This is a genomic window from Streptomyces sp. NBC_01481, assembly GCF_026339995.1.
GTDB lineage: Bacteria > Actinomycetota > Actinomycetes > Streptomycetales > Streptomycetaceae > Streptomyces.
In genome coordinates this window covers 2,093,335-2,117,111 of the sequence record NZ_JAPEPT010000001.1, presented here as the reverse complement: position 1 = coordinate 2,117,111, position 23,777 = coordinate 2,093,335, and the positions used below count along the sequence as shown (strand labels likewise).

The following is a 23,777-nucleotide window of genomic DNA, read 5'->3' as shown; positions in this document are numbered from 1 at the left end:
CACACGGGCGCGCCCGCCCCGGCCGCCGCCTTTTCGTAGGGGTACGGGGGTCGCTCCCCGGAAGAACACAGCCACCGGTCCGGTCTACGGCCAGCCGTTACGACGGCAACCGCTACTCACGTACGAACAGGGGCTCGCCCGGAAGCGACGCCTCGGCCGGCAGCAGTGCCAGGTCGAGGCCCCGCACCAGGCGGGCCCTCAGTACGTCGTCGGCCGCCAGTGCCTCGGCGACGCGACGGGCCGACCGGGCCGGGTCGGCGTCCGCGGCGAGAACCAGGGCGAGGGTGCCGTCCGCGCCGCCCGGGCCCAGATGGGCGCGGAGCACCCCGGGTTCGGCCGCCACCGCGTCCCGTACAGCCGTCGTGACGGCCGGGTCGTGGAGCGGGTCCGTACTGGTGCGCCCCTCGGCGAGAGCCAGCAGCGCGCGGCCCGTCAGCTGGTAGGTGACGGGCCCGGCCAGGTCGAGTACGAGCGTGTCGGCCTTCTCGTGCGCGGCCGCCTGGAGCGCCTGATGGAGCGGCACGGCGACGGGCCGCGCCTCGGGGTCCCAGCGGGCGAGTGAGGCGATCGAGGTGAAGGCGGGCAGCGCGCGGCGGTCGCCTGCCGTCAGGGTGGGCACGGCCATGTCACTGGTCTTCTCACGGCGCAGACCGCCCACCCGTCTCCCACCACCACCCTTGCCTGACGCTTCGCGGCCCCCCTGATCGTCCTCCTCGACCTCGCCGAGGACGGCGACGACGGGGACGAGCAGCCGGGCCCCCTTGAGGGCTTCGAGCACCGGCCCCTCGGCCGTGCGGTCGGCGGACCACGCGGCGAGAGCCGCGGTCAGCCGGGGATCGGCAGTGCCGTCGTCGTCGGAGAAACCGGGGTCAGGGATGTTCTTGAGCGCCACGCGACGAGCCTAGCCGCCCCCGCTCCGGCGCTTTCTCACCGGACCCGAAGGCTGGACACAGGCCGCTCCCAGGCGCGGTTCCTAGCGTCCGGGCCATGCCTCCTCGCCACAGAGCCCGCGCCCGCAGATCCGTCGTCTGCGCGGCGGTCGCGGCGGCGGTGCTGGTGACGGGTTCGGTCGCGGCGGGGGCGTACTCCCTCGGGCGCTCGCCGGATGCCGCGACCCGCGCCGTATCGTCGGCCCCGCCGTCCGAGTCCCCGTCGGGGACTCCCCAACCAGCGGAGGTCACCGTGGATCTCGATACGGTGCTCGCCGCCGCGGTCGAGCCGGTCGTCGCCCGGTCCGGCGCGTCGCTGTCGGTCGCGGTGCTCGACACCGGGAGCGGGGAGAGCGCGGTGTACGGCGAGGAGACGTACGACACCGCGAGCATCGTCAAGGTGGACATCCTGGCGGCTCTGCTGCTGGCGGCGCAGGACGCGGGCCGTTCGCTAACGCCACAGGAGAAGACGCAGGCAGCCGCCATGATTCGGCTCAGCGACAACACGGCGGCCACGGCACTGTGGCAGACGATCGGCGGGGCGCAGGGGCTCGACGCGGCCAATGAGCGGCTCGGTCTCACCGAGACTGCCGGGGCCGGTGCCTGGGGGCTCACGCAGACCACCGCCCGCGATCAACTCGTCCTGCTTCGGGCCGTGTTCGGTGCGGACTCGGTGCTGGGCGAGGCATCCCGTACGTATCTGCAGGGGCTGATGGAGCAGATCTCGACGGACCAGGACTGGGGGGTGTCGGCGGCCGGTAGCGGCTGGGCGCTCAAGAACGGCTGGATGCCACGGACCGCCACCGGGCTGTGGGACGTCAACAGCATCGGCCGGGTCTCGGTGAACGGCCGGGTCTGCCTGCTGGCGGTCCTCTCGGACGGGCACGCGACGAAGGAGGCGGGCATCGCGCTCGTCGAGGCGGCGGCGCGGAAAGCGGTCAGTTCCCTCTGACCGGGCCGCCGCGCCAGAGGGCGGCTGCGCCCAGCAACACCAGCACGCCCATGCCGCCCGCGAGCGGGGCGAGCCAGGCCGCCGGTTCCGAGTCCTTGTCCGCGCGGGCGGGGCCCGGGCCGAAGTACGGCTTGCCGTAGCCCGCGGATGCGGCTTTCAGATCCGCGGGGCGCAGCTTCGCGCCCGCCTTGATCGCGGCGGCCGGGTCGACGCTGCCGTAGCCCTTGGCATCGTCGCGTCCCCCCTTGGGGCCGTTGCGGGCGGTGTCCGCGAGGAGCTTCTTGATCTGGGCCGGGGTGAGACCGGGATGGGCCGCGCGCACGAGGGCGACCGCGCCGGAGACGAAGGCGGACGCGGCGCTGGTGCCCCAGCCCTGGTAGTACTTCCGGTCGGGGTCGGCGATGACGATGTCGACGCCGGGGGCGCTGACGGTGGCGTACCAGCGGCGGGTGGAGAAGGCGGCGTGCGTGCCGAAGCGGTCGACGGCCGTCACGGCGATCACACCGGGGTAGGCGGCGGGATACGAGATGTGGTCGCCCTTCTCACCGCCGTTGCCTGCCGAGGCGACGACGACGCAGCCCTTGGCGAGCGCGTACTGCACGGCGGCGTCCTCACCCGCCTCCGGGTGCGCCGACTCGCTGTCGTCGCCGAGCGAGAGGTTGATGACGTCCGCGCCGTTGTCGGCGGCCCAGCGGATGCCCTGGGCAAGGGCCGTGCCGCGGGTCTTGCGGGCCTTCTCGCGGGCCGTGTCGGTGCCTTCGAGGATGACGCGGACGGGGAGGATCTTGGCCTCGGGGGCGATGCCGATCACACCGTCCTCGTCGTCGAGGCCGTGGCCGTGGGCGGCGATGATGCCCGCCATCGCGGTGCCGTGCCGCGCCCAGGAGCGGTCGCCCTGCACGGCGCCGAAGCCGATCAAGTCCTTACCGGGCAGGACCGAGCCCGCCAGGTCGGGGTGGCTGTCGTCGACTCCCGTGTCGAGGACCGCGACGGTGATGCCCTTGCCCTTGGTGGTGTTCCAGGCCTGGTCGGTGTGCAGGGCGTCGAGGCCCCACTGCTGGGCCCGGATGCCGTCCGCGTGCGCGGGCGTCGCCGGGAGCAGGGCGAGAGCGGCCGCAGCGAGGGTCGCGGCGACGCGGTGGCGATGGCGGCGGTTCATTCGGGCTTCTCCGTGGCCGTGCTGACGGACTTGCGCAGACCGCCCTCGATCCGGTCCGCGATGCCCGTCGCCTCATGGCCGAGGCCCGCCTGCGCAGGCGCCGACGTCGCGCCCTCCGCCTTGGCCTCGGCGGCGGGCAGCGGGTCGGTGACGGTGCGTCCATCGGCGAAGCCGGACACGGCGTAGACGACGACGGGCATCTCGGTCAGGACGCTGACCGTCCAGCTCGCGCGCTGCCGGTCGCCGAAGCCTGCGGCGGCGGTGCCCTTGGCGGGGAGGGTGCGGGGCATCAGATCGCGGCGCTCGTCGAGACCCTGCTCGGTGAAACGGGAGTTCAGCGTGCCCATCGCTTCTGCGTCGGCCTCAGTGAAGATCATTCCGACCGTGGTGACACTGCTCGCGGTGGCGTCGGTGTACGTGGCGCGCAGCACCCGGACGCAGCCGACCGGCTGGAGCGTCTTGAGCAGCAGCGGGTCGAGTGCGGGTGCGCAGGCGCCGTCCGGCGCGACGGCGATCCGCGTCCAGACGCGGTCGGCGCCGCCGGGTCCTGCGCCCTCGCCCCTGAGGGTGCGGGGGAAGAGCGTGTTCACGGGAACGCTGTGCCACAGCGTCCGGGTCTCGGTGTACCCGGTGCGGGCGGTGGGGTTCGCACTCGAGTCGCCGGTCAGCCAGCTGCCGGTGGCGGCGCCGCCGATCAGCCCGAGGCCGAGGACGACACAGGCGAGGGCGCCGATGGTCCGTGCGGGGCGCCGGGTCCGTACGGGGCGGAGCCGGGTGGTCATCTCGGCCGGGGTCTCCGGCGGCACCCAGGAGTATGCGGCGGGTCCCGGGTGCGCGGGGCGTGTGCCGGGTGCGGGAGGCGTGAGGTCGACGGAACCGACGGGCCTGCGGCGGGCGGGGGCGACGACGGGTCGCGGCGGGGCCTCGGGCGGCAGGGGTGCGGTGCGGGGTGCGGCGATGGGCCGCAGCCTGGCGGTTGTCTCGACGGGTGCGACGGGCGACTCCGCGCCGGCGGACGGCCGCGCGGGCGGTACGTCGGGCCGCGGGGGTATGGGGGCCGGCGGCTGTGGCGCGGGGGCGCTCGGGGTCGGCTCGGGACGCGGGGGTGGACCGGTCGGCGGCCGGTGCGCGGGCACGCTCGGCGACGGGGCGGCGGCGGGTGCGGGCCGGGGCGCGCGCGGGGGCGCCTCAGAACGCCCGGCGGCGGGCGGACGGGCCCCGGTGGAGGGCGTGCTCGGCGACGCGTCGGAGGCGGACGGGCGACGAGGTCCGTCGGCTTCGGGGCGACCGGCCGCGGGTGCCGGGCGACCTGCTCCACCAGCCGAACCGGGACGGCCGTCAGAAGCCGGGACCGGCGTCGAAGGCGCGGGACGACGAGGCCTGTCGGTGTCAGGGCGACCGGCCGCAGGTGCCGTCGAAGGCGCGGGGCGGCGGGGTCCGTCGGCTTCGGAGCAACCCACCTCTGGCGTGCTCGGGGCCCCAGCGCGGTCGTCGTCGCCGGGGGCCGGGGGCAGCAGCTTGGCGATGCCCGAGATGCGCAGTTCCTTCGGGGCCGTCTCCGGCGGGACCAGCGCATCCGTGATGCGCGACGCGCCGGGCGTCGTCCCCCCACCGTCGGACTGAGACGAGCCAGAGCCGGAAGGGCACTGCGCCTCCGTGCTCATCCCGCCCCCTGTTCCTCGTCCACGTATGCCAACGGATCGCCTTTCGGGGCAGGCCCGTTCGTCACCGCGTGTGCGTCACTCTACGGGCTCGAACGCACCCGGCGGCAACGAGACCGGGGGTCCGGGCGGATCTGCCCAGAACATCCCCCTACCCTGCGGTAATCCGGTCTGGCAAGCTCGGGCCATGACGCCCCTCGCCGCTGACCGGGCCCGCTACGACAGGGCCACCGCCCATCTCGACGCGCCGCTCGCGGTCGTCGATCTCGACGCCTTCGACGCGAACGCCGACGACCTGGTGCGCAGAGCGGGCGGCAAGCCGATCCGGGTGGCAAGCAAGTCCGTACGCTGCCGGGCGCTGCTGGAGCGGGTCCTGGCGCGGGACGGATTCGCGGGGATCATGTCGTTCACGCTGGACGAGTCGCTGTGGCTGGCGCGGGCCGGTTTCGACGACGTACTGCTGGCCTATCCGTCCGCGGACCGGTCCGGTTTCGCCGAGCTCGCGGCTGATCCGAAGCTCGCTGCCGCCGTGACCGTGATGGTCGACGACGCGGCTCAGCTGGAGCTGATCGACCGCTCGCGCGCCGGCGGCAAGGAGGAGATCCGGGTCTGTCTGGAACTCGACACCGCGCTGCGGCTGCTGGGCGGTCGGGTACGGATCGGGGCACGCCGTTCGCCGCTGCGTGAGCCCGCCCAGCTGGCCGAGCTGGCCCGTTCGATCGCGCGCCGCCCGGGCTTCCGGCTGGTGGGACTCATGGCATACGAGGGGCATGTCGCCGGTGTCGGCGACTCGCTCGCGGGCCGTCCGCTGCGCTCGCGGGCGATCAGGCTGATGCAGGCGGCCGCCCGCAGGGAGCTGGCGGAGCGGCGGGCGGCCGTGGTGCGTGCGGTGCGGGCGGTCACGCCGGACCTGGAGTTCGTGAACGGCGGCGGCACCGGCAGCGTCCAGCACACGGCGGCCGAGGACGCGGTGACCGAGATCGCCGCGGGCTCCGGGCTGTATGTCCCGAGGCTGTTCGACAACTACACGTCGTTCACGGGTCGTCCGGCCGCACTGTTCGCGCAGCCCGTGGTGCGCAGGCCGGGCGTGGGCGTGGTGACCGTGCTCGGCGGCGGCTATCCCGCGTCGGGTGCCGCGGGCGCGGACCGGCTGCCCGTGCCGTATCTCCCGGAGGGGCTGCGTTACGACCCGCAGGAGGGCCCGGGCGAGGTGCAGACCCCGCTGCTGGGCTCACCCGCAGACGACCTGCTGATCGGTGACAAGGTGTGGTTCCGGCACGCCAAGGCCGGCGAGTTGTGCGAGCGCTTCGACACGCTGCACCTGATCGAGGGCGACCGCGTGACGGGGACGGCGCCCACTTATCGGGGCGAGGGCCGGACCTTCCTCTAAGCAGGCGAGCAGTCCTAGGCCGTGTCTGACAAATAGCGCCGTCCGCCCGCAGGGCGGGGTGCGCGGCGTCCGGTGCGTGCAATCGCAAGGCGGAGGATCATCCTCGTACTGGACGTACTTGGATGACTCCGACAACGCAGCGAATGTGCGTGCCGGGCGTCGCGCGCCAGGCGAGATTTGTCAGACACGGCCTAGCTGTATTGATCACGAGCGTTGTTAACAGTGGTGGGTCTTGATCATGGCGAAGACCTCCGGTGTGGTGGAGGTGTCTAGGCTCCACACCACGCACGGAGGTCTTCGTGTCCCACCGTAATGCCCGGCTGACTGTCTTCGGGAGGCGGCTGCTGGTCGAACGTGTCCTGGCTGGCAGTCCGGTTGCTCATGTGGCGGCCGAGATGGGTGTCTCGCGGCCGACCGCTCACAAGTGGATGCGTCGGTGGCGGACGGAGGGCGAGGCGGGTCTGCACGACCGCTCCAGCCGGCCGCATACGACCCCGCACCGCACAGCGCCCGAGGTGGAGGCCCGTGTCTGTGAGCTGCGGCAGGCCCGCAAGCTGGGCCCGGCCCGCATCGGCCCCATCATCGGGCTACCCGCCTCTACCGTGCACCGCATCCTGACCCGGCACGGCTTGCACCGGCTGGCCTGGCTGGACCGGCCGACCGGCGAGCCGATCCGCCGCTACGAGCGGGCCCGGCCGGGTGAGCTGGTCCATGTCGACATCAAGAAGCTCGGCAACATCCCCGACGGCGGAGGGTGGCGCACGGTCGGCAGGGCAGCCGGCGACCGCAACCGGCAGGCCACCACCGACCAGCGCAAGAGCTGCAAGCCGGTGATCGGCTACAGCTACATCCACTCCGCCGTCGACGACCACTCCCGCCTCGCCTACAGCGAGGTCCTGGCCGACGAGCGCAAGGAGACCGCCGTGGCCTTCTGGCAGCGGGCCCACGCCTTCTTCACCGGCCACGGCATCACCGTCGAACGGGTGCTGACCGACAACGGCTCCTGCTACAAGTCGTTTCTCTGGCGGGACACCCTGTCCGCAGCAGGGATCGCGCACAAGCGCATCCGGCCCTACCGGCCGCAGACCAATGGCAAGGTCGAACGCTTCAACCGCACCCTGCTCGACGAATGGGCCTACCTGCGGCCCTACACCAGCAACACCGAACGGACCGCAGCCCTGGCAGACTTCCTCCACACCTACAACCACCACCGCTGCCACACCGCACTCGAAGGCAAGCCACCCATCAGCCGCGTAAACAACCCTGCAGGCCAATACACCTAGCCCGGGCCGATGCTGCTGCCCACCCCGCCGCTCGTCGCGTCGCCGATCGGCCGGATGCTCGCGGCGATCTTGTCCATGTCCGCGAGTTTCGGAGCCTCGGGGCTCGCGTCGAAGGCGAAGCGGACGATCACCATCGACTCGCTCCCCACCGACGAGGGGAAGACCAGCGACTGCACGTACCCGCCGGGGCCCGCTCCGGTGACGACCCGCCAGCGGACCAGATGGCCGGCGCGCCCGGCGACCGCGACGGACTGGGACTTGAGCACGGTGTGAGATCTGATGCCGCCGTAGATGCGGGTGCCGACGGCGTCTTCCTCGTACGCCTTGTCCGCCGCCGTCGCGATGTCCTGCTCGGCCAGCGCCGCGGGCGATTTCCCCTCCGTACGCGACGCGGTGATGGAGGACACCCGGCCCCGTCGGCAGAGCGGCGACCCGCCGGCCGGGCAGTCGTAGGTCTCGTCCGTGACCATCGTCGCGCCCTCGTCGAGCGAGCTGTCCGATTTCTCCCAGCCCTCGGGGACCGGGATGGTGATGCCGTTGAGCTGGTCGGTCAGTGACCCGGAGTCGTCCGTCGCGGGCGGGGTCGCGGACCGGCTGTTCTTCGGGTCCGCCGTGGTCGCGGCCGGTTCCGAGACGTTCGGCGCGGCGCCGGGGTCCGCGTCGTCCCCCTTCCCGAGCAGCACCGCACCGACGGCGACAGCTCCCACGAGGAAGACACCCGCGGCGACGAGCGCCAACAGCCGCCCCCTGCCGCCGCTTCCGGACGTCGCCTGCGCCATCGGCACGGTCGGCGGCCCGAACCCGGCGGGCCCGGCCGGGACCTGCGCCTGGACCGGGCGTGTGTGCGCGGTCCAGGCGGTCCCGTCCCACCAGCGTTCGGTGCCGGGCGTGTTCGGATCCGGAAACCAGCCGGCCGGCGTCGTCATGCTCATCCGGCCACCCTAGGTCGTGTCTTCCACGGGGGTCATACGGGAGTGACGTACGCGCCAGCGATACCGCCGTCGACGAGGAAGTCCGTCGCATTGATGAAGGAGGAGTCGTCGCTGGCGAGGAAGGCCACGGCGGCGGCGATCTCGTCCGCCTCCGCGAAGCGTCCGGCCGGGATGTGCACCAGGCGACGCGCGGCGCGCTCCGGGTCCTTGGCGAACAGCTCCTGAAGGAGCGGGGTGTTGACCGGCCCCGGGCACAGCGCGTTGACGCGGATCCCGTCGCGCGCGAACTGCACACCGAGCTCGCGCGACATGGCGAGCACGCCGCCCTTGGATGCGGTGTACGAGATCTGCGAGGTCGCCGCGCCCATCCGGGCCACGAAGGAGGCGGTGTTGATGATGGAGCCGCGGCGCTGGCTGCGCATGTAGGGGATGGCGGCCTTGCAGCACAGATAGACGGAGGTGAGGTTGACCTCCTGGACGCGCTTCCAGGCCTCCAGGCTCGTGGTGAGGATGGAGTCGTCGTCCGGGGGCGAGATGCCCGCGTTGTTGAAGGCGATGTCGACGCTGCCGTAGGTGTCGTACGCCGTCTTGAACAGCGCCTCGACCTGCTCGGGGTCGGTGACGTCGACGCGTACGAACGTGCCGCCGACCTCGTCGGCCGCGGCCTTGCCCGCACTCTCGTCGATGTCGGCGCACACGACGTTCGCGCCCTCGGAGGCGAGGCGGCGCGCGGTGGCCAGCCCGATGCCGCTGCCGGCGCCGGTGACGACTGCGGTACGCCCCACGAGGCGGCGGCAGATGGGGGTCTCAACGGTCATGATGGTTCAGGCCTCCGTGCTGATGAAGACGTTCTTGGTTTCGGTGAAAGCGGTGAGGGCGTCGGGGCCCAGTTCACGGCCGAGGCCGGACTGCTTGTAGCCGCCGAACGGCGTCCAGTAGCGGACGCTGGAGTGGGAGTTGACCGACAGGTTGCCGGCCGTGACGGCACGCGAGACGCGGATCGCGCGGCCGATGTCGCGGGTCCAGATCGATCCCGACAGGCCGTACTCGGTGGAGTTGGCGAGCCGGATCGCATCGGCTTCGTCCTCGAAGGGGAGGACGACGGCGACCGGGCCGAAGACTTCCTCGCAGGCCGCGGGGGCGTCCGGCGCGAGGCCGGTGAGGACGGTCGGCGGGAACCAGAAGCCGGGGCCCTCGGGGGCGGTGCCGCGGATCCCCTGCAGCTCGTCGGTGACGTACGAACGCACCCGGTCCAGCTGGACCCGGGAGATCAGCGGGCCCATCTGCGTCTTCTCGTCGGCCGGGTCGCCGACGACGACGGACTCGATCGCGGGCGCGAGGAGCTCCATGAAGCGGTCGTACACCGAACGCTGCACCAGGATGCGCGTGCGGGCGCAGCAGTCCTGGCCGCTGTTGTCGAGGAAGGACATGGGGGTCGCGGCGACCGCGGCCTCGATGTCGGAGTCGGCGAAGACGATGTTGGGGCTCTTGCCGCCGAGTTCGAGCGTCACACGCTTCACGCGCTCGGCGCACCTGGCCATGATGCTCTTGCCGACCCGGGTCGAGCCGGTGAACACGATCTTCGCGACGCCGGGGTGCTCGACGAGCGCGCTGCCCGCCACGTCGCCCGCGCCGGGCAGTACCTGGAACAGATCCTGTGGAAGGCCTGCCTCCAGGGCGAGTTCGGCCAGCCGCAGTGCGGTCAGCGGGGTCGTCTCTGCGGGCTTGAGCAGGACGGCGTTGCCTGCCGCCAGCGCCGGGGCCGTGCCCCAGGCCGCGATCGGCATGGGGAAGTTCCAGGGCGCGATCACACCGATGACGCCGAGCGGTTCGAGGATGGTGATGTCGAGGCCGCCCGCGACGGGGATCTGGCGGCCGCTGAGGCGCTCCACTCCCCCGGCCGCGAAGTCGAGGAGATCGCGGACGTTGCCCGCTTCCCAGCGGGCGTTGCCGATGGTGTGTCCGGCCTCCCGGACCTCCAACTGGGCCAGTTCTCCGAGGTGTTCGTCGACGACGACGGCGAAGCGGCGCAGCAGCCTGGCCCGGTCGGCGGGTGCGGCCGCCGACCAGCCCTGCTGTGCCTTCGCGGCCCGGGCGACGGCGGCATCGACCTCGGCGGCCGTCGTCGCTGGGACGCTCGCGACGACTTCTTCGGTCGCCGGGTTCAGTACCTGGAGCTCGTACGACAAGTGGTTCCTCACAGACGTTCGAAGGAGCGGCGCAGCTCCCAGTCGGTCACCGCGGCGTCGAAGGCCTGGAGTTCGACCCGCGCCATGTTGCGGTAGTGCGCGACGACTTCGTCGCCGAACGCGGCCTTGGCGATGGGGCTGTTCTCCCACAGTTCGGCGGCTTCGTGCAGCGTGGTGGGGACCTGTTCGTACCCGGCGGTGTAGGCGTTTCCGGTGCACTCGTCCGGGAGTTCCAGCTGCTGCTCGATGCCGTACAGACCGGCGGCGACGAGTCCGGCGACGGCCAGGTGCGGGTTGACGTCGCCGCCCGGCAGCCGGTTCTCGAAGCGCATCGAGCGGCCGTGGCCGACGACGCGCAGCGCGCAGGTGCGGTTGTCGTAGCCCCAGGCGACGGCGGTGGGCGCGAAGGAGCCGGGCTGGAAGCGCTTGTAGGAGTTGATGTTGGGCGCGTACAGCAGCGAGAAGTCACGCAGCGCGGCCAGCTGTCCGGCCAGGAAGTGCCTCATGACCTGCGACATTCCGCCGGGCCCCTCGCCCGCCATCACATTGCGGCCGTCGGCGTCCTGGAGCGAGAGGTGGATATGACAGGAGTTGCCCTCGCGCTCGTTGTACTTGGCCATGAAGGTGAGCGAGACGCCCTCCTGGGCGGCGATCTCCTTCGAGCCGGTCTTGTAGACGGCGTGCTGGTCGCAGGTGACCAGGGCCTCGTCGTACTTGAACGCGATCTCGTGCTGGCCGGGGTTGCACTCGCCCTTGGCGGACTCGACGGTGAGACCGGCCGCGGCCATCTCGTTGCGGATCCGGCGCAGCAGCGGCTCGATACGGCCGGTGCCGAGGACGGAGTAGTCGATGTTGTACTGGTTGGCCGGGGTGAGATCGCGGTAGTTGCGGTCCCAGGCCTGCTCGTAGGTGTCCTTGAAGACGATGAACTCCAGCTCCGTGCCCACATGGGCGGTGAAGCCGTGTTCGGCGAGGCGCTCCAGCTGGCGGCGCAGGACCTGGCGGGGTGCGGCGACGACGGGCGAGCCGTCGTTCCAGGCGAGATCGGCGACGAGCAGAGCGGTGCCCTCGTTCCAGGGGACCCGTCGCAGTGTGGTGAGGTCGGGGTGCATGGCGAAGTCGCCGTAGCCGCGGTCCCACGAGGACATCTCGTAGCCCTCGACGGTGTTCATCTCGGTGTCGACGGCGAGGAGGTAGTTGCAGCCCTCGGTGCCGTGTTCCAGGACCTCGTCCAGGAAGAAGGGTGCGGCGAACCGCTTGCCCTGGAGCCGCCCTTGCATGTCGGGGAAGGCCAGGACGACTGTGTCGATCTCACCGCTCGCTACGAGGACACGAAGCTCCTCGACCCCGAGCGGGGGTTTGCGGTCTGCCACGGGATTACGCCTCCTTGGGTCAGCCGGAAGCCATAAGGTATTACCCAAGACCATTGCCTGGGAAGAGGAAACGGCGACGTGGTGAAGAAGAACGATGCGGGCGACCGGCTGACACCCGTACTGCGCACCGTACGCGCGGGCAACGGCTTCGAAGAGGCGCTGGAACAGATTCTTCAGCTGCTGCGCCTCGGTCTGGTCCCGGGCGGCGAGCGGCTGCCCGCGGAACGTGAGCTCGCCGAGCGGATGGGGATCAGCCGGGTCACGCTGCGCGAGGTGCTGAAGGTCCTGACCGACCAGGGGCTCGTGGAGAGCAGGCGCGGCCGGTACGGCGGCACCTTCGTCCTGCACCGCCCGGACGCCCACGGCGAGGACGAGCTGCGCAGGCGCGTCGCGGCGGTGGACGTCGAGGACACCCTGCGTTTCCGCGAGGTCCTGGAGGTGGGAGCCGCCGGACTGTGCGCCGCGTACGGCCTGACCGACGAGGGCGCGGAGCGGCTGCGTACGGCGCTTTCCGCGACACACGACGCACCGCTCACCGAGTACCGGCGCCAGGACACCCTGCTGCATCTGACCCTCGCCGAGCTCTCCGGCTCCCCCACCCTGACCGCTCAGTACGCCGCCGTGCGGGCGACGCTGAACGATCTGCTGGACTGCATTCCGCTGCTCGTACGCAATCTGGAGCACTCCCAGCATCAGCACACCGCGCTGGTCGAGGCGGTTCTGGACGGGGACGCGGACGCGGCGCGCGAGGTGATGCGGGAGCACTGCGAGGGTACCGCGGCGCTGCTGCGCGGCTTCCTGTCCTGACACACGCCGTCGGCCGATCCGTAACCACAGGTTTACGCGCGGGTCTTGCGCATTCCCGACGGCTACCGCAATGGTGTCCGCACAAACCTTTGAACCTCTGCCTGCCAGGAGCGACTCATGGCCCAGGGCACCACCACACGCGACTCCTCCCCAGCCGACGACGCCTATCTGAAGGCCCGCACGCTGCGCCGCGGCAGCGCCGGCTGGCTGCTGCTCACCGGCCTCGGCGTCGCGTACGTCGTCTCCGGGGACTTCTCCGGCTGGAACATCGGCCTTGCCAAGGGCGGCTTCGGCGGGCTCGCGATCGCGACCCTCCTGATGGGCGTGATGTACGCCTGTCTCGTCTTCGCACTCGCCGAGCTGTCGGCGATCCTTCCCACCGCGGGCGGCGGCTACGGCTTCGCCCGGCGGGCGCTCGGTACCTGGGGCGGGTTCCTGACCGGCACCGCGATCCTCATCGAGTACATCCTCGCCCCTGCCGCGATCTCCATCTTCATCGGCGACTACGTCGAATCGCTCGGCCTGTTCGGCCTGGAGTCCGGCTGGCCCGTCTATCTCGCCTGCTTCGCGATCTTCATCGGAATCCATCTGTGGGGCGTCGGCGAGGCGCTGCGCTTCAGCCTCATCGTGACGGCGATCGCGGTCGCGGCACTGCTGATCTTCGCGGTCGGCGCCTTCACGGACTTCAGCACGGGCAATCTGGACGACATCCCCGTCGACAAGGACGCCCTCGGCTCGGGTTCCTGGCTGCCGTTCGGGCTGCTGGGCATCTGGGCGGCGTTCCCCTTCGGCATGTGGTTCTTCCTCGGCGTCGAGGGCGTACCGCTGGCGGCGGAGGAGGCAAAGGACCCGGTGCGCTCGATGCCGCGGGCACTCGCCATCTCGATGGCGATCCTGGTGCTGCTGGCCGTGGTGACATTCTTCGCGTCGACCGGCGCGCGGGGCTCGGCGGCGATCCAGGAAGCCGGAAACCCGCTCGTGGTCGCACTCCAGGGCAACGGCGACCCGACCGCGCTCAGCCGCTTCGTGAACTACGCGGGCCTGGCCGGCCTGGTCGCGTCCTTCTTCTCGCTCATCTACGCGGGCTCGCGCCAGCTCTTCGCGCTCTCCCGCGCCGGCTATCTCCCCCGCTTCCTCTCCCTCACCAGCCGCCGCAAGTCGCCGTACCTCGGGCTGCTGATCCCCGGGGCGATCGGCTTCGCGCTGGCGGCGGGCACCGGGAACGGCGCGCGGATGCTCAACATCGCGGTCTTCGGCGCGACGATCTCGTACGCGCTGATGGCCCTCTCACACATCGTCCTGCGCCGCCGCGAGCCGGACCTCGAGCGCCCCTACCGCACGCCGGGAGGTGTGCTGACCTCCTCCGTGGCGTTCGTACTGGCGCTCTCCGCGCTGGTGGCGACGTTCCTGGTGGACAAGGACGCGGCGTTCATCGCGCTCGGCGTCTACGCCGTCGCCCTCGCCTACTTCGCGATCTACAGTCGGCATCATCTGGTCGCTCGCGCGCCGGAGGAGGAGTTCGCGGCGTTGGCGGCGGCGGAGGCCGAACTCGAACGCAACTGAACAAGACCGGAACGGAACGAAACGGGAGTCGCTGTGTCCAAGCCGCTCATCGGTGTCACCACCTACCTGGAAACGGCCGCGTGGGGCGTGTGGAAGATGCCCGCGGCTGTACTGCCCGCCGGATATCCCCGCCTCGTCCAGGCGGCGGGCGGCCTCGCCGCACTGCTCCCGCCGGACGACCCGGCCTCGGCCGAGTCGGTCGTGGCCCGGCTGGACGGCCTGGTCGTCGCGGGCGGCGCGGACGTCGAGCCCGTACGGTACGGAGCCGAGCCCGACCCGCGCACGGGCCCACCGGCGCGGGACCGGGACGCCTGGGAACTCGCCCTGATCCGGGCGGCGTTGGCGGCCGGAACCCCACTGCTCGGTATCTGCCGCGGCCTGCAACTGCTGAACGTGGCGCTCGGCGGGACGCTGGTCCAGCACCTGGACGGACACGTCGGGGGTGTGGGTGTCTTCGGCCGCCACACGGTCAAGCCGGTGCCGGGGACGCTGTACGCCTCGATCGTGCCGGAGGCGACGTCCGTCCCGACCTACCACCACCAGTCGGTGGACCGCCTCGCCACCGCGCTCACGGCGAGCGCCCACGCGGAGGACGGCACGGTGGAGGCGGCGGAGCTGGAGGGGGCGTCGTGGGTGCTGGGGGTGCAGTGGCATCCGGAGGCGGGGGAGGACGTGCGGGTGATGTCGGCGCTGGTGGGGGCGGCGGGGTGAGTTTCCCGCGTGCCGTTCCGGGGGGATCGGTGGGCTGACGCCCGAGCCCACCCGTGGGGGCGCCGGTTACGGCCGCGCGAACCCTGGCGGCCCGCAGCCCCTGGGGCGTCGGCATCGGGGCGGGGGCGGTTTGTTCCCCCACCCCGCCCCTTCCCGAAAGGGGGGCAGTCCCCCAGCCCCCCAACCGGGGAGGAGGGAGAGCGTGGGGGCTGACGCCCCCACACCCCCAAGCGCCCGCTTCGCGGCGAGAAACCCGCCCACTCCCGCCTCGCGGCGCGGGGGACCGACAAAGCGTTGCCCCACAAGGGGGCCGTGGAGCGGGTGGAGTCGGGACGTAGAGCGTGATTTGTGGCGCGGGAACGCCCGCGCCCCGCGGCAGACCAGAGACGCGCCGTAAATCATGCAGTCCCGGCTCCACCCCGGAGCGGACCCCAAACGGCACGCCCACGGCACCGGGCAACCCCCTGGCCCGCACCGAACGCGCACCGGGCAACCCCCGGGCCCCCACCCCGGACCGCTCACCCCGACCTCGTCAGCGTGAGCAAATCCCTCGCCGGGCCCGTCGGGCGGTGCGAGGTCGGCCAGACCGCGCGCAGGGCCCGGCGCAGGTCGACCCCCTCCAGCGGGATGCGCGTCAGGCGGCGCGACGCCAGTTCCTCCGTGACGGCCAGTTCGCTCATCACCGCCGGCCCCGCCCCGCTCACCGCCGCCGCCTTGACCGCCGTCGTCGAGGCGAGTTCAAGCAGCGGCTCCGCCAACCCCCCGCATCCGCTCAGCGCCGAGTCGAGGACCTGCCGCGTCCCCGACCCCCGCTCCCGCAGGATCAGCGGGGCCGCCGCCAGTTCGGGGGCCGAGAGCGGCGTACGGCGCCTCGCCCACGCATGGCTCGGCGCCGCCACCACCACGAGCCGGTCGTGGCCGATCACCGCCCCGTCCAGGCCTTCCGGCACGGACAGGCCCTCGACGAACCCCAGGTCCGCCTCGCCCGCGAGCAGCCGCTGAGCGACCGCCGCGGAGTTTCCGGCCGACAGCGAGACGGCCGTGCCGGGCCGGGCCGCACGGAGCGCGATCAGCCAGCCCGGCAGCAGATACTCCGCGATCGTCATCGAGGCAGCCACGCGTAGCCGCGAGTCCCGTCGCCCCCTCAGCGCCTGCGCCCCCGCGTCGAACGCCTCGGCCGCCTCCACGACCCGCCGCGCCCAGTCGGTGACAAGCGCCCCCGCGTCCGTGAGCCGGGAGCCGCGCGGGGACCGGTCGACGAGTGCCACTCCCAGTTGGCGCTCCATCGAGCGGATCCGGCTGCTCGCGGCGGGCTGGGTGATCCCGAGTTCACGCGCCGCGCGCCCGAGGCTGCCGTGCCGGGCAACGGCCAGCAGCAGCTCCAGCGCGCCCAGATCCGGCACCCTGTGTGCGAGCGGAATCCGCTCTTCATCGCCATCGCTCATAAACCCAGCTTATGGGGCCATAGGACAGCGGTCCGTGGTGGGGAGCCACGCCCGGCGTGACAGTGGGGAAATGGTCACAGCCGTGCAGCCCCGCACCCACACCACCGCGTCAGCTCTCACCACCGTCCCGCTGCCGACGCTCCGCCATTTCGGCCCCCAGTGGTACGCGACTGTCATGGGCACGGCCATCGTCGCGACCGCCGGCGCCGGCCTCCCGGTCGATGTGCCCGGCCTGCGGACCGCCTGCACCGCTGTGTGGGCGCTGTCCGCGGCGATGCTCGCCGTCGTTCTGACCGCTCGCGCCGCCCACTGGGTCCACCACCGCGACCAGGCCCGCGACCATCTCGTCGACCCGGCGATCGCGCCGTTCTACGGCTGTCTGGCGATGGCACTGCTGGCCGTCGGCACCGGCACCCTGACCGTGGGCCAGGACGTGATCGGCCAGAGTGCCGCGCCGGCGACGGCGGCGGGGCTGTTCGGCGTCGGCACGCTCATCGGCCTCGCCGCCGCAGTCGTCGTCCCGTACTTGATGGTCGTACGACGGCGACTCGGGCCCGCCACCGCCTCACCCGTCTGGCTGCTTCCGGTCGTCCCGCCGATGGTCTCCGCGTCGCTCGGCCCCCTGCTGGTGCCGCATCTGCCCGCCGGACAGTGGCGCGAGGCCCTGCTGCTCGCCAGCTACGCCATGTTCGGGATCAGCCTGCTCGCGACGCTCATCATCCTGCCGGTGGTCTTCTCCCGGCTGATCCACCACGGCGCCCTGCCCCTCGCGCTCACCCCCTCCCTCTTCCTGGTGCTCGGCCCGCTGGGCCAGTCCACGACCGCGGTCAACAAGCTCGCGGACGCCGCTCCGGGCGCGATCGACGCCCCGTACGCACAGGGCTTCGGCGCGTTCGCGGTGATCTACGGCGTACCGGTGCTGGGCTTCGCCCTGCTCTGGCTGGTACTCGCCGCCGCGATGGTGGTGAGGGCCGCCCGGAAGGGCATGCCGTTCACGATGAGCTGGTGGGCCTTCACCTTCCCGGTCGGCACGTGTGTGACCGGCGCGGAGGGCCTCGCCCACCACACCGGCCTGGTGGCCCTCGAATGGCTGGCCGTCGGCCTGTACGTACTCCTGGTCACCGCCTGGGCGGTGGCCGGCTTCCGTACGCTGCGCGGCCTGTTCGGCGGAGCGCTGCTCGCGCCGCCCCGGCAGAGGTGACTACGGGATCAGAGAGTTGTGCAGCTCGACCACCGACGTGTCGAAAGGCGGCGCTCCGAGCTCCTGTGCGACAGGCATGAGCGTCCCTTCCACGAACTGCCGGAACGCGGCTTCCGACTCCCATACGTCAACGACCTGCCAGCCGCCGTTCTCCCCGGGCGCAGCGAGGTGGGCGATGAGCCCCGCGGGCGGCTTCGTACGGTCCGGGATCGCACCGTCGAAGGTCGCCTGGTACAACTCCTCGTTCCAGCCCGCGCCGTAGTTCTGCACCAGAACTGCCATCTCAGCTCCTCGATTCACGTCCGAAATCAGCTTGCCTGCCACGCTATGTCCACACATCGGTTACAGCGAGTGGTGGCGAACGCCCCTGCGCCGTCCGACGGAATCCCGAAGGAACGCAGGTATCAGGCAGCTACAGCCGGCCGAGTCCTCGTCGCAGCGCCGCGCCGAGAATCGCCGGGGCCTCGGCCAGTGACGGCCCGTACCAGGTGAGATGCCGGCCGCTGAGCAGCGCGGCCGGCATTGAAGGAAAGGCTTCTGGCCCGTCGTCCGCCGTGAAGCGGTACGGCTCGTCCGGCAGGACCGCCAACTGGGCGCCGCAGTCCCGCAATTCCTCCAGCGGGATACGGGGATAGCGCTCGGCGTGCCCCGCGTACACATTGCCGGCGCCGAGCCGGGCCAGCAGATCACCGGCGAAGGTGTCGCGCCCGAGCACCATCCACGGCCGCCGCCAGATGGGCACGACCGCCCGCACCTCCCCCAGCGGCGCGAGCCCGGCCCACGCCGCCTGCGCCTCGTCCAGCCAGCGGGGCCGCGTCAGGCCGCACCCGGCCACCAGGACCCGCTCCAGCTCGCGGAAGGCCTGGTCGAGGTCGCGTATCTCCGTTTCGAGCACCTGGATGCCCGCCGCCCTGAGCGCGGCCAGGTCGGGCGCCCGGTTCTCCTCCTCGTTCGCGATCACCAGATCGGGCCGCAGCCGGATCACGGCCGCCACGTCCGGGTTCTTGGTGCCCCCGATCCGTACGACGTCGAGCCCGGCGGGATGGCTGCACCAGTCCGTGGCTCCCACCAGCAGCCCGGGCGCGCTGACGGCAACGGCCTCGGTCAGCGAGGGCACCAGGGAGACGACGCGCATAACGGCTTCCTACGGCTCCGGCGTCTCGATGTGGTCGGAGACCGTGACGACGATGATCCGGGTGTCGGGCGCGGTCGCGCGCCAGCGGTGCCGTACGCCTCCGGAGAGGAAGAGGGTGTCGCCCCGCGCCAGGCGGTAGGCGCGGCCTTCCGCCTCGACCTCCGCAGCGCCGTCGGCGACATACATCAGCTCGTCGTTACGGTGCTCGAACTCGCGCCCCGCGTCCTGCTCCCCGGTGAATTCGAGGGCCTGCAGCTGGTGCTGCCCCCGCACGAGCCGGCGGGTCCTCGCAGTGGGCGGCAGTTCACCGCCGTGCGGGGCGCGTACGACTTTGATGGTGCGGGCGGCGTCGGAGGCGGCGAGCAGCCGTGCGGTCGTGGTTTCCAGGGCGTCGGCGACCCGCTGGAGCGAGCGGGTGCTGGGGCGGGCCCGCTCGTTCTCGATCTGACTGAGGAAGGGCACGGAAAGGCCGCTGCGCTCCGCCACCGCGGCGAGCGTGAGGTCCAGGGCGCGGCGGCGTCTGCGGACAGCGGCACCCACCCGAAGGGGTTCGGTCTCCTTCGGGTCCTTCGCGTCCTTCGCGTCCATCTGGCGGGCTCCCCTCCCCTTCCCTGGTCCTGTCTCACCTTACGCAGCTTCCGGCTCCGGTTTCCCGCGCAGGCCACCGCACCCGTGCGCAGCACGGGCCCGCGCCCGGCGGGGCAGCCCGAAGGGGTGGCCCCGCCACCGGCGAGGACCACCCCTTGTGCGTACTGCAGGCTACTGCGGAGCGATCTCGTCCGCGCCCGAACGCTCCACCACGGCTCGTGAAATCCTCGAGCCGGCAGCCGCGGCTCCTCCAGGACCAACGAGGTCCACGGGTCGGCAAGGCCGGTGACTGTCAGTGCCGTGCGGCATCATCAGGGTTGTGACGCGACGCCTGATGCTCCTCGACACCGCTTCCCTGTACTTCCGCGCCTACTTCGGCGTCCCCGACTCGGTCCGGGCCCCCGACGGCACCCCGGTCAACGCCGTGCGCGGGCTGCTCGACTTCATCGCACGGCTGGTCCAGGACCACCGCCCCGACGACCTGGTGGCCTGCTGGGACAACGACTGGCGGCCGCACTGGCGGGTCGAGCTGATCCCCTCGTACAAGGCGCATCGCGTCGCCGTCGAGACGGAGTCAGGACCCGACACGGAGGAGATCCCCGACACCCTCTCCCCCCAGGTCCCGGTGATCGAGGATGTCCTCGACGCGCTGGGCATCGCCCGTGTCGGAGCCGACGGCTATGAGGCGGACGACATCATCGGCACCCTCACCGGGCGGGCCACCGGGCCCGTCGACATCGTCACCGGAGACCGGGACCTCTTCCAACTGGTGGACGACGCGCGCGGCCGGCGGGTGCTGTATCCGCTGAAGGGCGTCGGGACGCTCCAAGTCACGGACGAGGCGTGGCTGCGCGAGAAGTACGGCGTGGACGGGCCGGGCTATGTCGATCTGGCGCTGCTGCGGGGCGACCCGAGCGACGGCTTGCCGGGTGTGCCCGGGATCGGCGAGAAGACCGCGGCCAAACTGCTGGACACCTTCGGCGATCTGGCCGGGATCATGGCCGCGGTCGACGATCCGCGCGCCAAGCTGACGCCCTCGCAGCGCAAGCGGCTGGACGAGGCCAGGGACTATGTCGCGGTCGCCCCCAAGGTGGTGCGGGTCGCCTCGGACGTGCCGTTGCCCGAGTTCGATCCGGCCCTGCCCGACGAGCCGCGCGATCCGGCGACCCTGGATGAGCTCGCGGCCCGTTGGGGATTGGGCGGAGCGCTCCAGCGGCTGCTGTCCACACTTCAGGGCTGAGGTGTTAACTTAGGCAAGCCTAAGCACGCACGAGCCCAGGGAGACCGCCGTGGCAGAACGACCCGCCCGCAAGGGACCCAAGCCGTACGAGGCGCGGGTGGTGCGCACCGAGCGGATCACCCCGCACATGGTGCGCGTCGTCCTGGGCGGCGAGGGGCTGGCCGGTTTCACCCTCGGCGCGTACACCGATCACTACGTCAAGCTGCTGTTCGCGCCCGAGGGCGTGAGCTATCCCGAACCATTCGACATCGAGCGGATCCGCGAGGAGTTCCCGCGCGAGCAGTGGCCCGCCAACCGCACCTACACGGTACGGAGCTGGGACCCGGTCCTCGGCGAACTCGCGGTCGACTTCGTGGTGCACGGCGACGAGGGGCTGGCCGGTCCCTGGGCGGCGCGGGCGCAGGTGGGCGACATCATGTGGATCAGCGGTCCGGGCGGGGGTTACGCCCCGGCGCCGGAGGCGGACTGGCATCTGCTGGTGGGCGACGAGAGCGCCCTGCCCGCGATCGCCGCGGCCATGGAGCGGATGCCGCCGGGCGCGGTCGTCCACGCCTTCGTCGAGGTCGCGGGCCCGGAGGAGGAACAGAAGGTCGTCACGCCGGACGGTGTCGAGATCACCTGGCTGCACCGCGGGGACCTCCCGGCGGGCGAGTCGCTGATCGCCGCGGTGAAGACGCTGGACTTCCCCGAGGGCGCCGTCTGCGCGTTCGTCCACGGCGAGGCGGCGTTCGTGAAGGAGCTGCGCCGCCATCTGCGCCTGGACCGGCAGATCCCGCGCGAGCAGCTGTCGATCTCGGGCTACTGGCGGCTCGGCCAGAGCGACGAGGCGTGGCGCGCGGTCAAGCGCGAGTGGAACGAGCAGGTGGAGCGCGAGCAGGACCGCGTGGCCTGACGCCCGCCACCCACAGACCCCCGGCTGCCTCAGCCGGGGGTCTTGTTGTCGGCAGAAGTCCCGCGGCCCGCACCGGACTTGAGGCCGCCTCGAGCCTTGCCGTCCGCCCGAGCTTTGTCGCGGGGCGCCTCGTCGCCCGCCCCCGCCTCGTCCGTCCCCGCCTCGTCGTTCTCGTACACGCGGGCCGAGCCGTCGGCCTGGGCGAGCCTGCGCAGCGAGGCGATCAGGCTGTCCCCGAGCACGGTGCCGACGACCGCGCTCTCCACCAGGTCGTCCAGCCCCGCGAGCCGTGCCACATAGGCGAGGTCGGCCCGTGCGATCTGCTCGGCCGCGTCCGCGTAGGCGTCCAGGACCTCGGCGAAGGCACCGTGTCCGGCCCGGTTCAGCGCGGCCAGCGCCATGGCGAGCGCCTCGCCGGCGGGAGAGTCGTCGTCCGTCAGCCAGCCGCGCCGGGCGATCAGGTCCCGGACCTCCTTGCGGGCCGCGTCCAGTGCGGCGTCGGGCTCGACGTCCGCATAGGTCGGGACGATCAGTTCCGTCGCCACGCCCAGCACCTTGTGGACCGATGTGCCGGGCTCGTCCACGGCCGTGAGGACCTCCGCGATGGCCGCTACTTTCAGCCCTCCTACGTCGAGGAGCGCGCGGATCAGCCGAAGCCTGCGCTCGTGCGCTTCGTCGTAGCTCGCCTGATTGGGGCTGGTCAGCTGCCCTGCGGGGAGCAGACCTTCCCGTATGTAGTACTTGATCGTCGGTACCGGAACACCGGTTCTGCGACTCAACTCGCCAATGCGCACTGCCCGTTCATCCTTCCGCCCTTGCCAACGCCACACACCAGCATAGATAGTTTCACTACCGGATAGCAGATGGTGTCACTATCCATTCTACTCGGGAGGGAGTTCCGCATGCCTTCATGGCGTTCCTGGCACCAGCCGCTCATGATCTTCGCCGCGTCGATGGCCGTACTGACGGTGGTGTCGGGCATCGGCATGATCGCCGACGACCGTGTTCTGGTCGGCTCACCGATCTGGTTCAAGCCCTTCAAGTTCTCGATCTCGCTGATGATGTACGCCCCGGCACTGGCCTGGATGCTCTCGATGGCCACCCGCGGCCGACGGGTGGGCTGGTGGGCGGGCACGGTCGTCGCCCTGGCCGGGGCGATCGAGATGGTGATCATCGTCGGTCAGGTGATCCGCGGCAAACGCAGCCATTTCAACTACGCAACCGCTTTCGACACCCTGCTGTTCAACATCATGGGCGCCACCATCATCACTCTCTGGGTGAGTTCCATGGTGATCGCGTTCCTGCTCTTCCGCTCGCCCCTCGCCGACCGCGCCGCCGCCTGGGCCATACGGCTCGGCTCGGCCATCGCGCTGGTGGGCGCCGGACTCGGCAACCTGATGACGCGCCCCACCTCCGAGCAACGGGCGGAAGGCGAGCTCGCCAAAGTCCTCGGTTCCCACAACGTCGGCGTTCCGGAGGGCGGCCCCTCCCTGCCGATCACGGGCTGGTCGACGACCGGCGGTGATCTGCGCATCCCGCACTTCGTCGGGATGCACGCCCTTCAGCTCATCCCCCTCTTCCTGCTCGCCCTCATCGCTCTGGCGCCGCGCTTCGCCCGGCTGCGTGACGAGGGCGTACGCCTGCGGCTCGTGCTCGTGGCCTGCGGGGTGTACGCCGCCGTGGTCGCCCTGGTCACCTGGCAGGCGCTGCGCGGCCAGGCCCTGATCAACCCGGACGGCGCGACGCTCACCGCCGCGGCCGCGATCCTCGTCGCCGCTGCGGTCGGATCACTCCTCGCACTGCGGACAACTCCCCCTTCCCGTACGGCAGACGACACCCACAAGGAGCTCGTGACATGACCGAATTTCTCTTCGACCTGTCCTTCTATCTGGCAAGCCCCATATGGCTGCTGATGATCTTCGCCCCCAACTGGCGCCCCACGACCCGGATCGCCGCCTCGCCACTGACGGTCGTCCCGATCCTGGCGGTCTATCTGACCATGGCGATTCCCGTCTTCCCCGAACTGTGGGCGGCCGTCAGCAGCCCGTCCCTCGACGGATTCCGGGACCTGGCAGCCCTCGCGAACGGCGCGGGAGCCGTCTGGGCGCAAGTCATCGCCTGGGATCTGCTGCTGGGCCAGTGGATGTTCCTCCAGTCGCGCCGGCTGGGGATCCATCCGCTGGTGATGGGCCCGCTATTGGTGCTGACGATCCTGCTCTCGCCGATCGGGCTGGTGATCTTCCTGGCACTGCGCGCGGCGAAGGCCCGGTCCGCGACCGGAGCCGAGGACCGGGCCGTACAACCGTCGTCGTACTAGCCTCGCTTCA

The 23,777-nt window shown here is 71.6% G+C and carries 23 protein-coding genes; 11 read left to right on the top strand and 12 right to left on the bottom strand.

Annotated features, from left to right (window positions below; translation table 11 throughout):
• Positions 1–112: 112 nt before the first annotated feature.
• On the bottom strand, positions 113–892 hold the full coding sequence (locus OOK40_RS09785; RefSeq protein ID WP_266478366.1) for an SseB family protein: 780 nt from the start codon (positions 890–892) through the stop codon (positions 113–115).
• A gap of 95 nt (positions 893–987) precedes the next feature.
• Here OOK40_RS09785 and OOK40_RS09780 point away from each other — a divergent pair, with 95 nt between their 5' ends.
• Positions 988–1,881 carry a serine hydrolase gene (locus OOK40_RS09780; protein WP_266478364.1) on the top strand — a complete coding sequence of 298 codons (894 nt, stop codon included), beginning with the start codon at positions 988–990 and terminating at the stop codon, positions 1,879–1,881.
• On the opposite strand, the gene mycP is transcribed toward OOK40_RS09780, so the two are convergent.
• Both mycP and OOK40_RS09770 read right to left on the bottom strand, forming a co-directional pair.
• Complete coding sequence (gene mycP, locus OOK40_RS09775) at positions 1,868–3,040, bottom strand: type VII secretion-associated serine protease mycosin (protein ID WP_266478362.1); 1,173 nt, start codon at positions 3,038–3,040, stop codon at positions 1,868–1,870. The two genes, OOK40_RS09780 and mycP, sit on opposite strands and share 14 nt — an antisense overlap.
• Positions 3,037–3,822 (bottom strand): hypothetical protein, encoded by a 786-nt coding sequence (locus OOK40_RS09770; RefSeq protein WP_266479085.1) that lies wholly within the window; start codon positions 3,820–3,822, stop codon positions 3,037–3,039. Before OOK40_RS09770 ends, mycP begins: the two co-directional genes overlap by 4 nt.
• Positions 3,823–4,888: 1,066 nt before the next feature.
• On the opposite strand from OOK40_RS09770, the gene OOK40_RS09765 reads away from it, so the two are divergent.
• Together OOK40_RS09765 and OOK40_RS09760 are read left to right on the top strand one after the other, a co-directional pair.
• Positions 4,889–6,091, top strand: coding sequence for an amino acid deaminase/aldolase (locus tag OOK40_RS09765; RefSeq protein ID WP_266478361.1), 1,203 nt, complete (start codon positions 4,889–4,891; stop codon positions 6,089–6,091).
• A gap of 299 nt (positions 6,092–6,390) precedes the next feature.
• A complete protein-coding gene (locus tag OOK40_RS09760) occupies positions 6,391–7,374 on the top strand; it encodes an IS481 family transposase (protein ID WP_266478359.1) in 984 nt (327 codons plus the stop codon).
• Here the strand turns inward: OOK40_RS09760 and OOK40_RS09755 are convergent.
• Genes OOK40_RS09755 through OOK40_RS09740 form a run of 4 tightly spaced genes read right to left on the bottom strand, consistent with a single transcriptional unit; the run spans position 7,371 to position 11,868 of the window.
• Positions 7,371–8,306: a DUF2510 domain-containing protein gene (locus OOK40_RS09755; RefSeq protein ID WP_266478357.1), complete on the bottom strand. Its 936-nt coding sequence runs from the start codon at positions 8,304–8,306 to the stop codon at positions 7,371–7,373. The two genes, OOK40_RS09760 and OOK40_RS09755, sit on opposite strands and share 4 nt — an antisense overlap.
• 32 nt (positions 8,307–8,338) lie before the next feature.
• Entirely contained in the window at positions 8,339–9,124 is a 786-nt protein-coding gene (locus tag OOK40_RS09750) for a 3-oxoacyl-ACP reductase (protein WP_266478356.1), read from the bottom strand.
• Positions 9,125–9,130: 6 nt separating this feature from the next.
• A complete protein-coding gene (locus OOK40_RS09745; protein WP_266478354.1) occupies positions 9,131–10,495 on the bottom strand; it encodes an aldehyde dehydrogenase in 1,365 nt (454 codons plus the stop codon).
• A gap of 8 nt (positions 10,496–10,503) precedes the next feature.
• Complete coding sequence (locus tag OOK40_RS09740; RefSeq protein ID WP_266478352.1) at positions 10,504–11,868, bottom strand: glutamine synthetase family protein; 1,365 nt, start codon at positions 11,866–11,868, stop codon at positions 10,504–10,506.
• A gap of 78 nt (positions 11,869–11,946) precedes the next feature.
• Here OOK40_RS09740 and OOK40_RS09735 point away from each other — a divergent pair, with 78 nt between their 5' ends.
• From OOK40_RS09735 to OOK40_RS09725, 3 genes are all read left to right on the top strand, one after another.
• Positions 11,947–12,675: a FadR/GntR family transcriptional regulator gene (locus tag OOK40_RS09735; protein WP_266478350.1), complete on the top strand. Its 729-nt coding sequence runs from the start codon at positions 11,947–11,949 to the stop codon at positions 12,673–12,675.
• Between the two features lie 117 nt (positions 12,676–12,792).
• Positions 12,793–14,238, top strand: a complete 1,446-nt coding sequence (gene eat / locus OOK40_RS09730; RefSeq protein WP_266478348.1) for an ethanolamine permease — start codon at positions 12,793–12,795, stop codon at positions 14,236–14,238.
• Positions 14,239–14,271: 33 nt separating this feature from the next.
• Positions 14,272–14,949, top strand: coding sequence for a gamma-glutamyl-gamma-aminobutyrate hydrolase family protein (locus OOK40_RS09725; protein ID WP_266478346.1), 678 nt, complete (start codon positions 14,272–14,274; stop codon positions 14,947–14,949).
• A 518-nt stretch (positions 14,950–15,467) separates the two neighbouring features.
• On the opposite strand, the gene OOK40_RS09720 is transcribed toward OOK40_RS09725, so the two are convergent.
• Positions 15,468–16,394, bottom strand: coding sequence for a LysR family transcriptional regulator (locus OOK40_RS09720; RefSeq protein WP_266478344.1), 927 nt, complete (start codon positions 16,392–16,394; stop codon positions 15,468–15,470).
• A gap of 70 nt (positions 16,395–16,464) precedes the next feature.
• Here OOK40_RS09720 and OOK40_RS09715 point away from each other — a divergent pair, with 70 nt between their 5' ends.
• Positions 16,465–17,595, top strand: coding sequence for a TDT family transporter (locus tag OOK40_RS09715; RefSeq protein ID WP_266478342.1), 1,131 nt, complete (start codon positions 16,465–16,467; stop codon positions 17,593–17,595).
• Here the strand turns inward: OOK40_RS09715 and OOK40_RS09710 are convergent, their stop codons facing one another.
• From OOK40_RS09710 to OOK40_RS09700, 3 genes are all read right to left on the bottom strand, one after another.
• A complete protein-coding gene (locus tag OOK40_RS09710; RefSeq protein ID WP_266478340.1) occupies positions 17,596–17,877 on the bottom strand; it encodes a hypothetical protein in 282 nt (93 codons plus the stop codon).
• 130 nt (positions 17,878–18,007) lie between these two features.
• Entirely contained in the window at positions 18,008–18,730 is a 723-nt protein-coding gene (locus tag OOK40_RS09705) for a helical backbone metal receptor (protein WP_266478338.1), read from the bottom strand.
• Positions 18,731–18,739: 9 nt separating this feature from the next.
• Entirely contained in the window at positions 18,740–19,318 is a 579-nt protein-coding gene (locus OOK40_RS09700; RefSeq protein WP_266478336.1) for a helix-turn-helix domain-containing protein, read from the bottom strand.
• Between the two features lie 334 nt (positions 19,319–19,652).
• Between OOK40_RS09700 and OOK40_RS09695 the strand changes: the two genes are divergently transcribed.
• Positions 19,653–20,558, top strand: a complete 906-nt coding sequence (locus tag OOK40_RS09695; RefSeq protein ID WP_266479082.1) for a 5'-3' exonuclease — start codon at positions 19,653–19,655, stop codon at positions 20,556–20,558.
• A 49-nt stretch (positions 20,559–20,607) separates the two neighbouring features.
• On the top strand, positions 20,608–21,450 hold the full coding sequence (locus OOK40_RS09690) for a siderophore-interacting protein (protein ID WP_266478334.1): 843 nt from the start codon (positions 20,608–20,610) through the stop codon (positions 21,448–21,450).
• A 29-nt stretch (positions 21,451–21,479) separates the two neighbouring features.
• Here the strand turns inward: OOK40_RS09690 and OOK40_RS09685 are convergent, their stop codons facing one another.
• Positions 21,480–22,244, bottom strand: a complete 765-nt coding sequence (locus OOK40_RS09685) for a MerR family transcriptional regulator (protein WP_266478332.1) — start codon at positions 22,242–22,244, stop codon at positions 21,480–21,482.
• Between the two features lie 108 nt (positions 22,245–22,352).
• Here OOK40_RS09685 and OOK40_RS09680 point away from each other — a divergent pair, with 108 nt between their 5' ends.
• Both OOK40_RS09680 and OOK40_RS09675 read left to right on the top strand, forming a co-directional pair.
• Complete coding sequence (locus OOK40_RS09680; RefSeq protein ID WP_266478330.1) at positions 22,353–23,309, top strand: hypothetical protein; 957 nt, start codon at positions 22,353–22,355, stop codon at positions 23,307–23,309.
• Positions 23,306–23,767 (top strand): ABA4-like family protein, encoded by a 462-nt coding sequence (locus OOK40_RS09675; protein ID WP_266478328.1) that lies wholly within the window; start codon positions 23,306–23,308, stop codon positions 23,765–23,767. Before OOK40_RS09680 ends, OOK40_RS09675 begins: the two co-directional genes overlap by 4 nt.
• Positions 23,768–23,777: the final 10 nt, after the last annotated feature.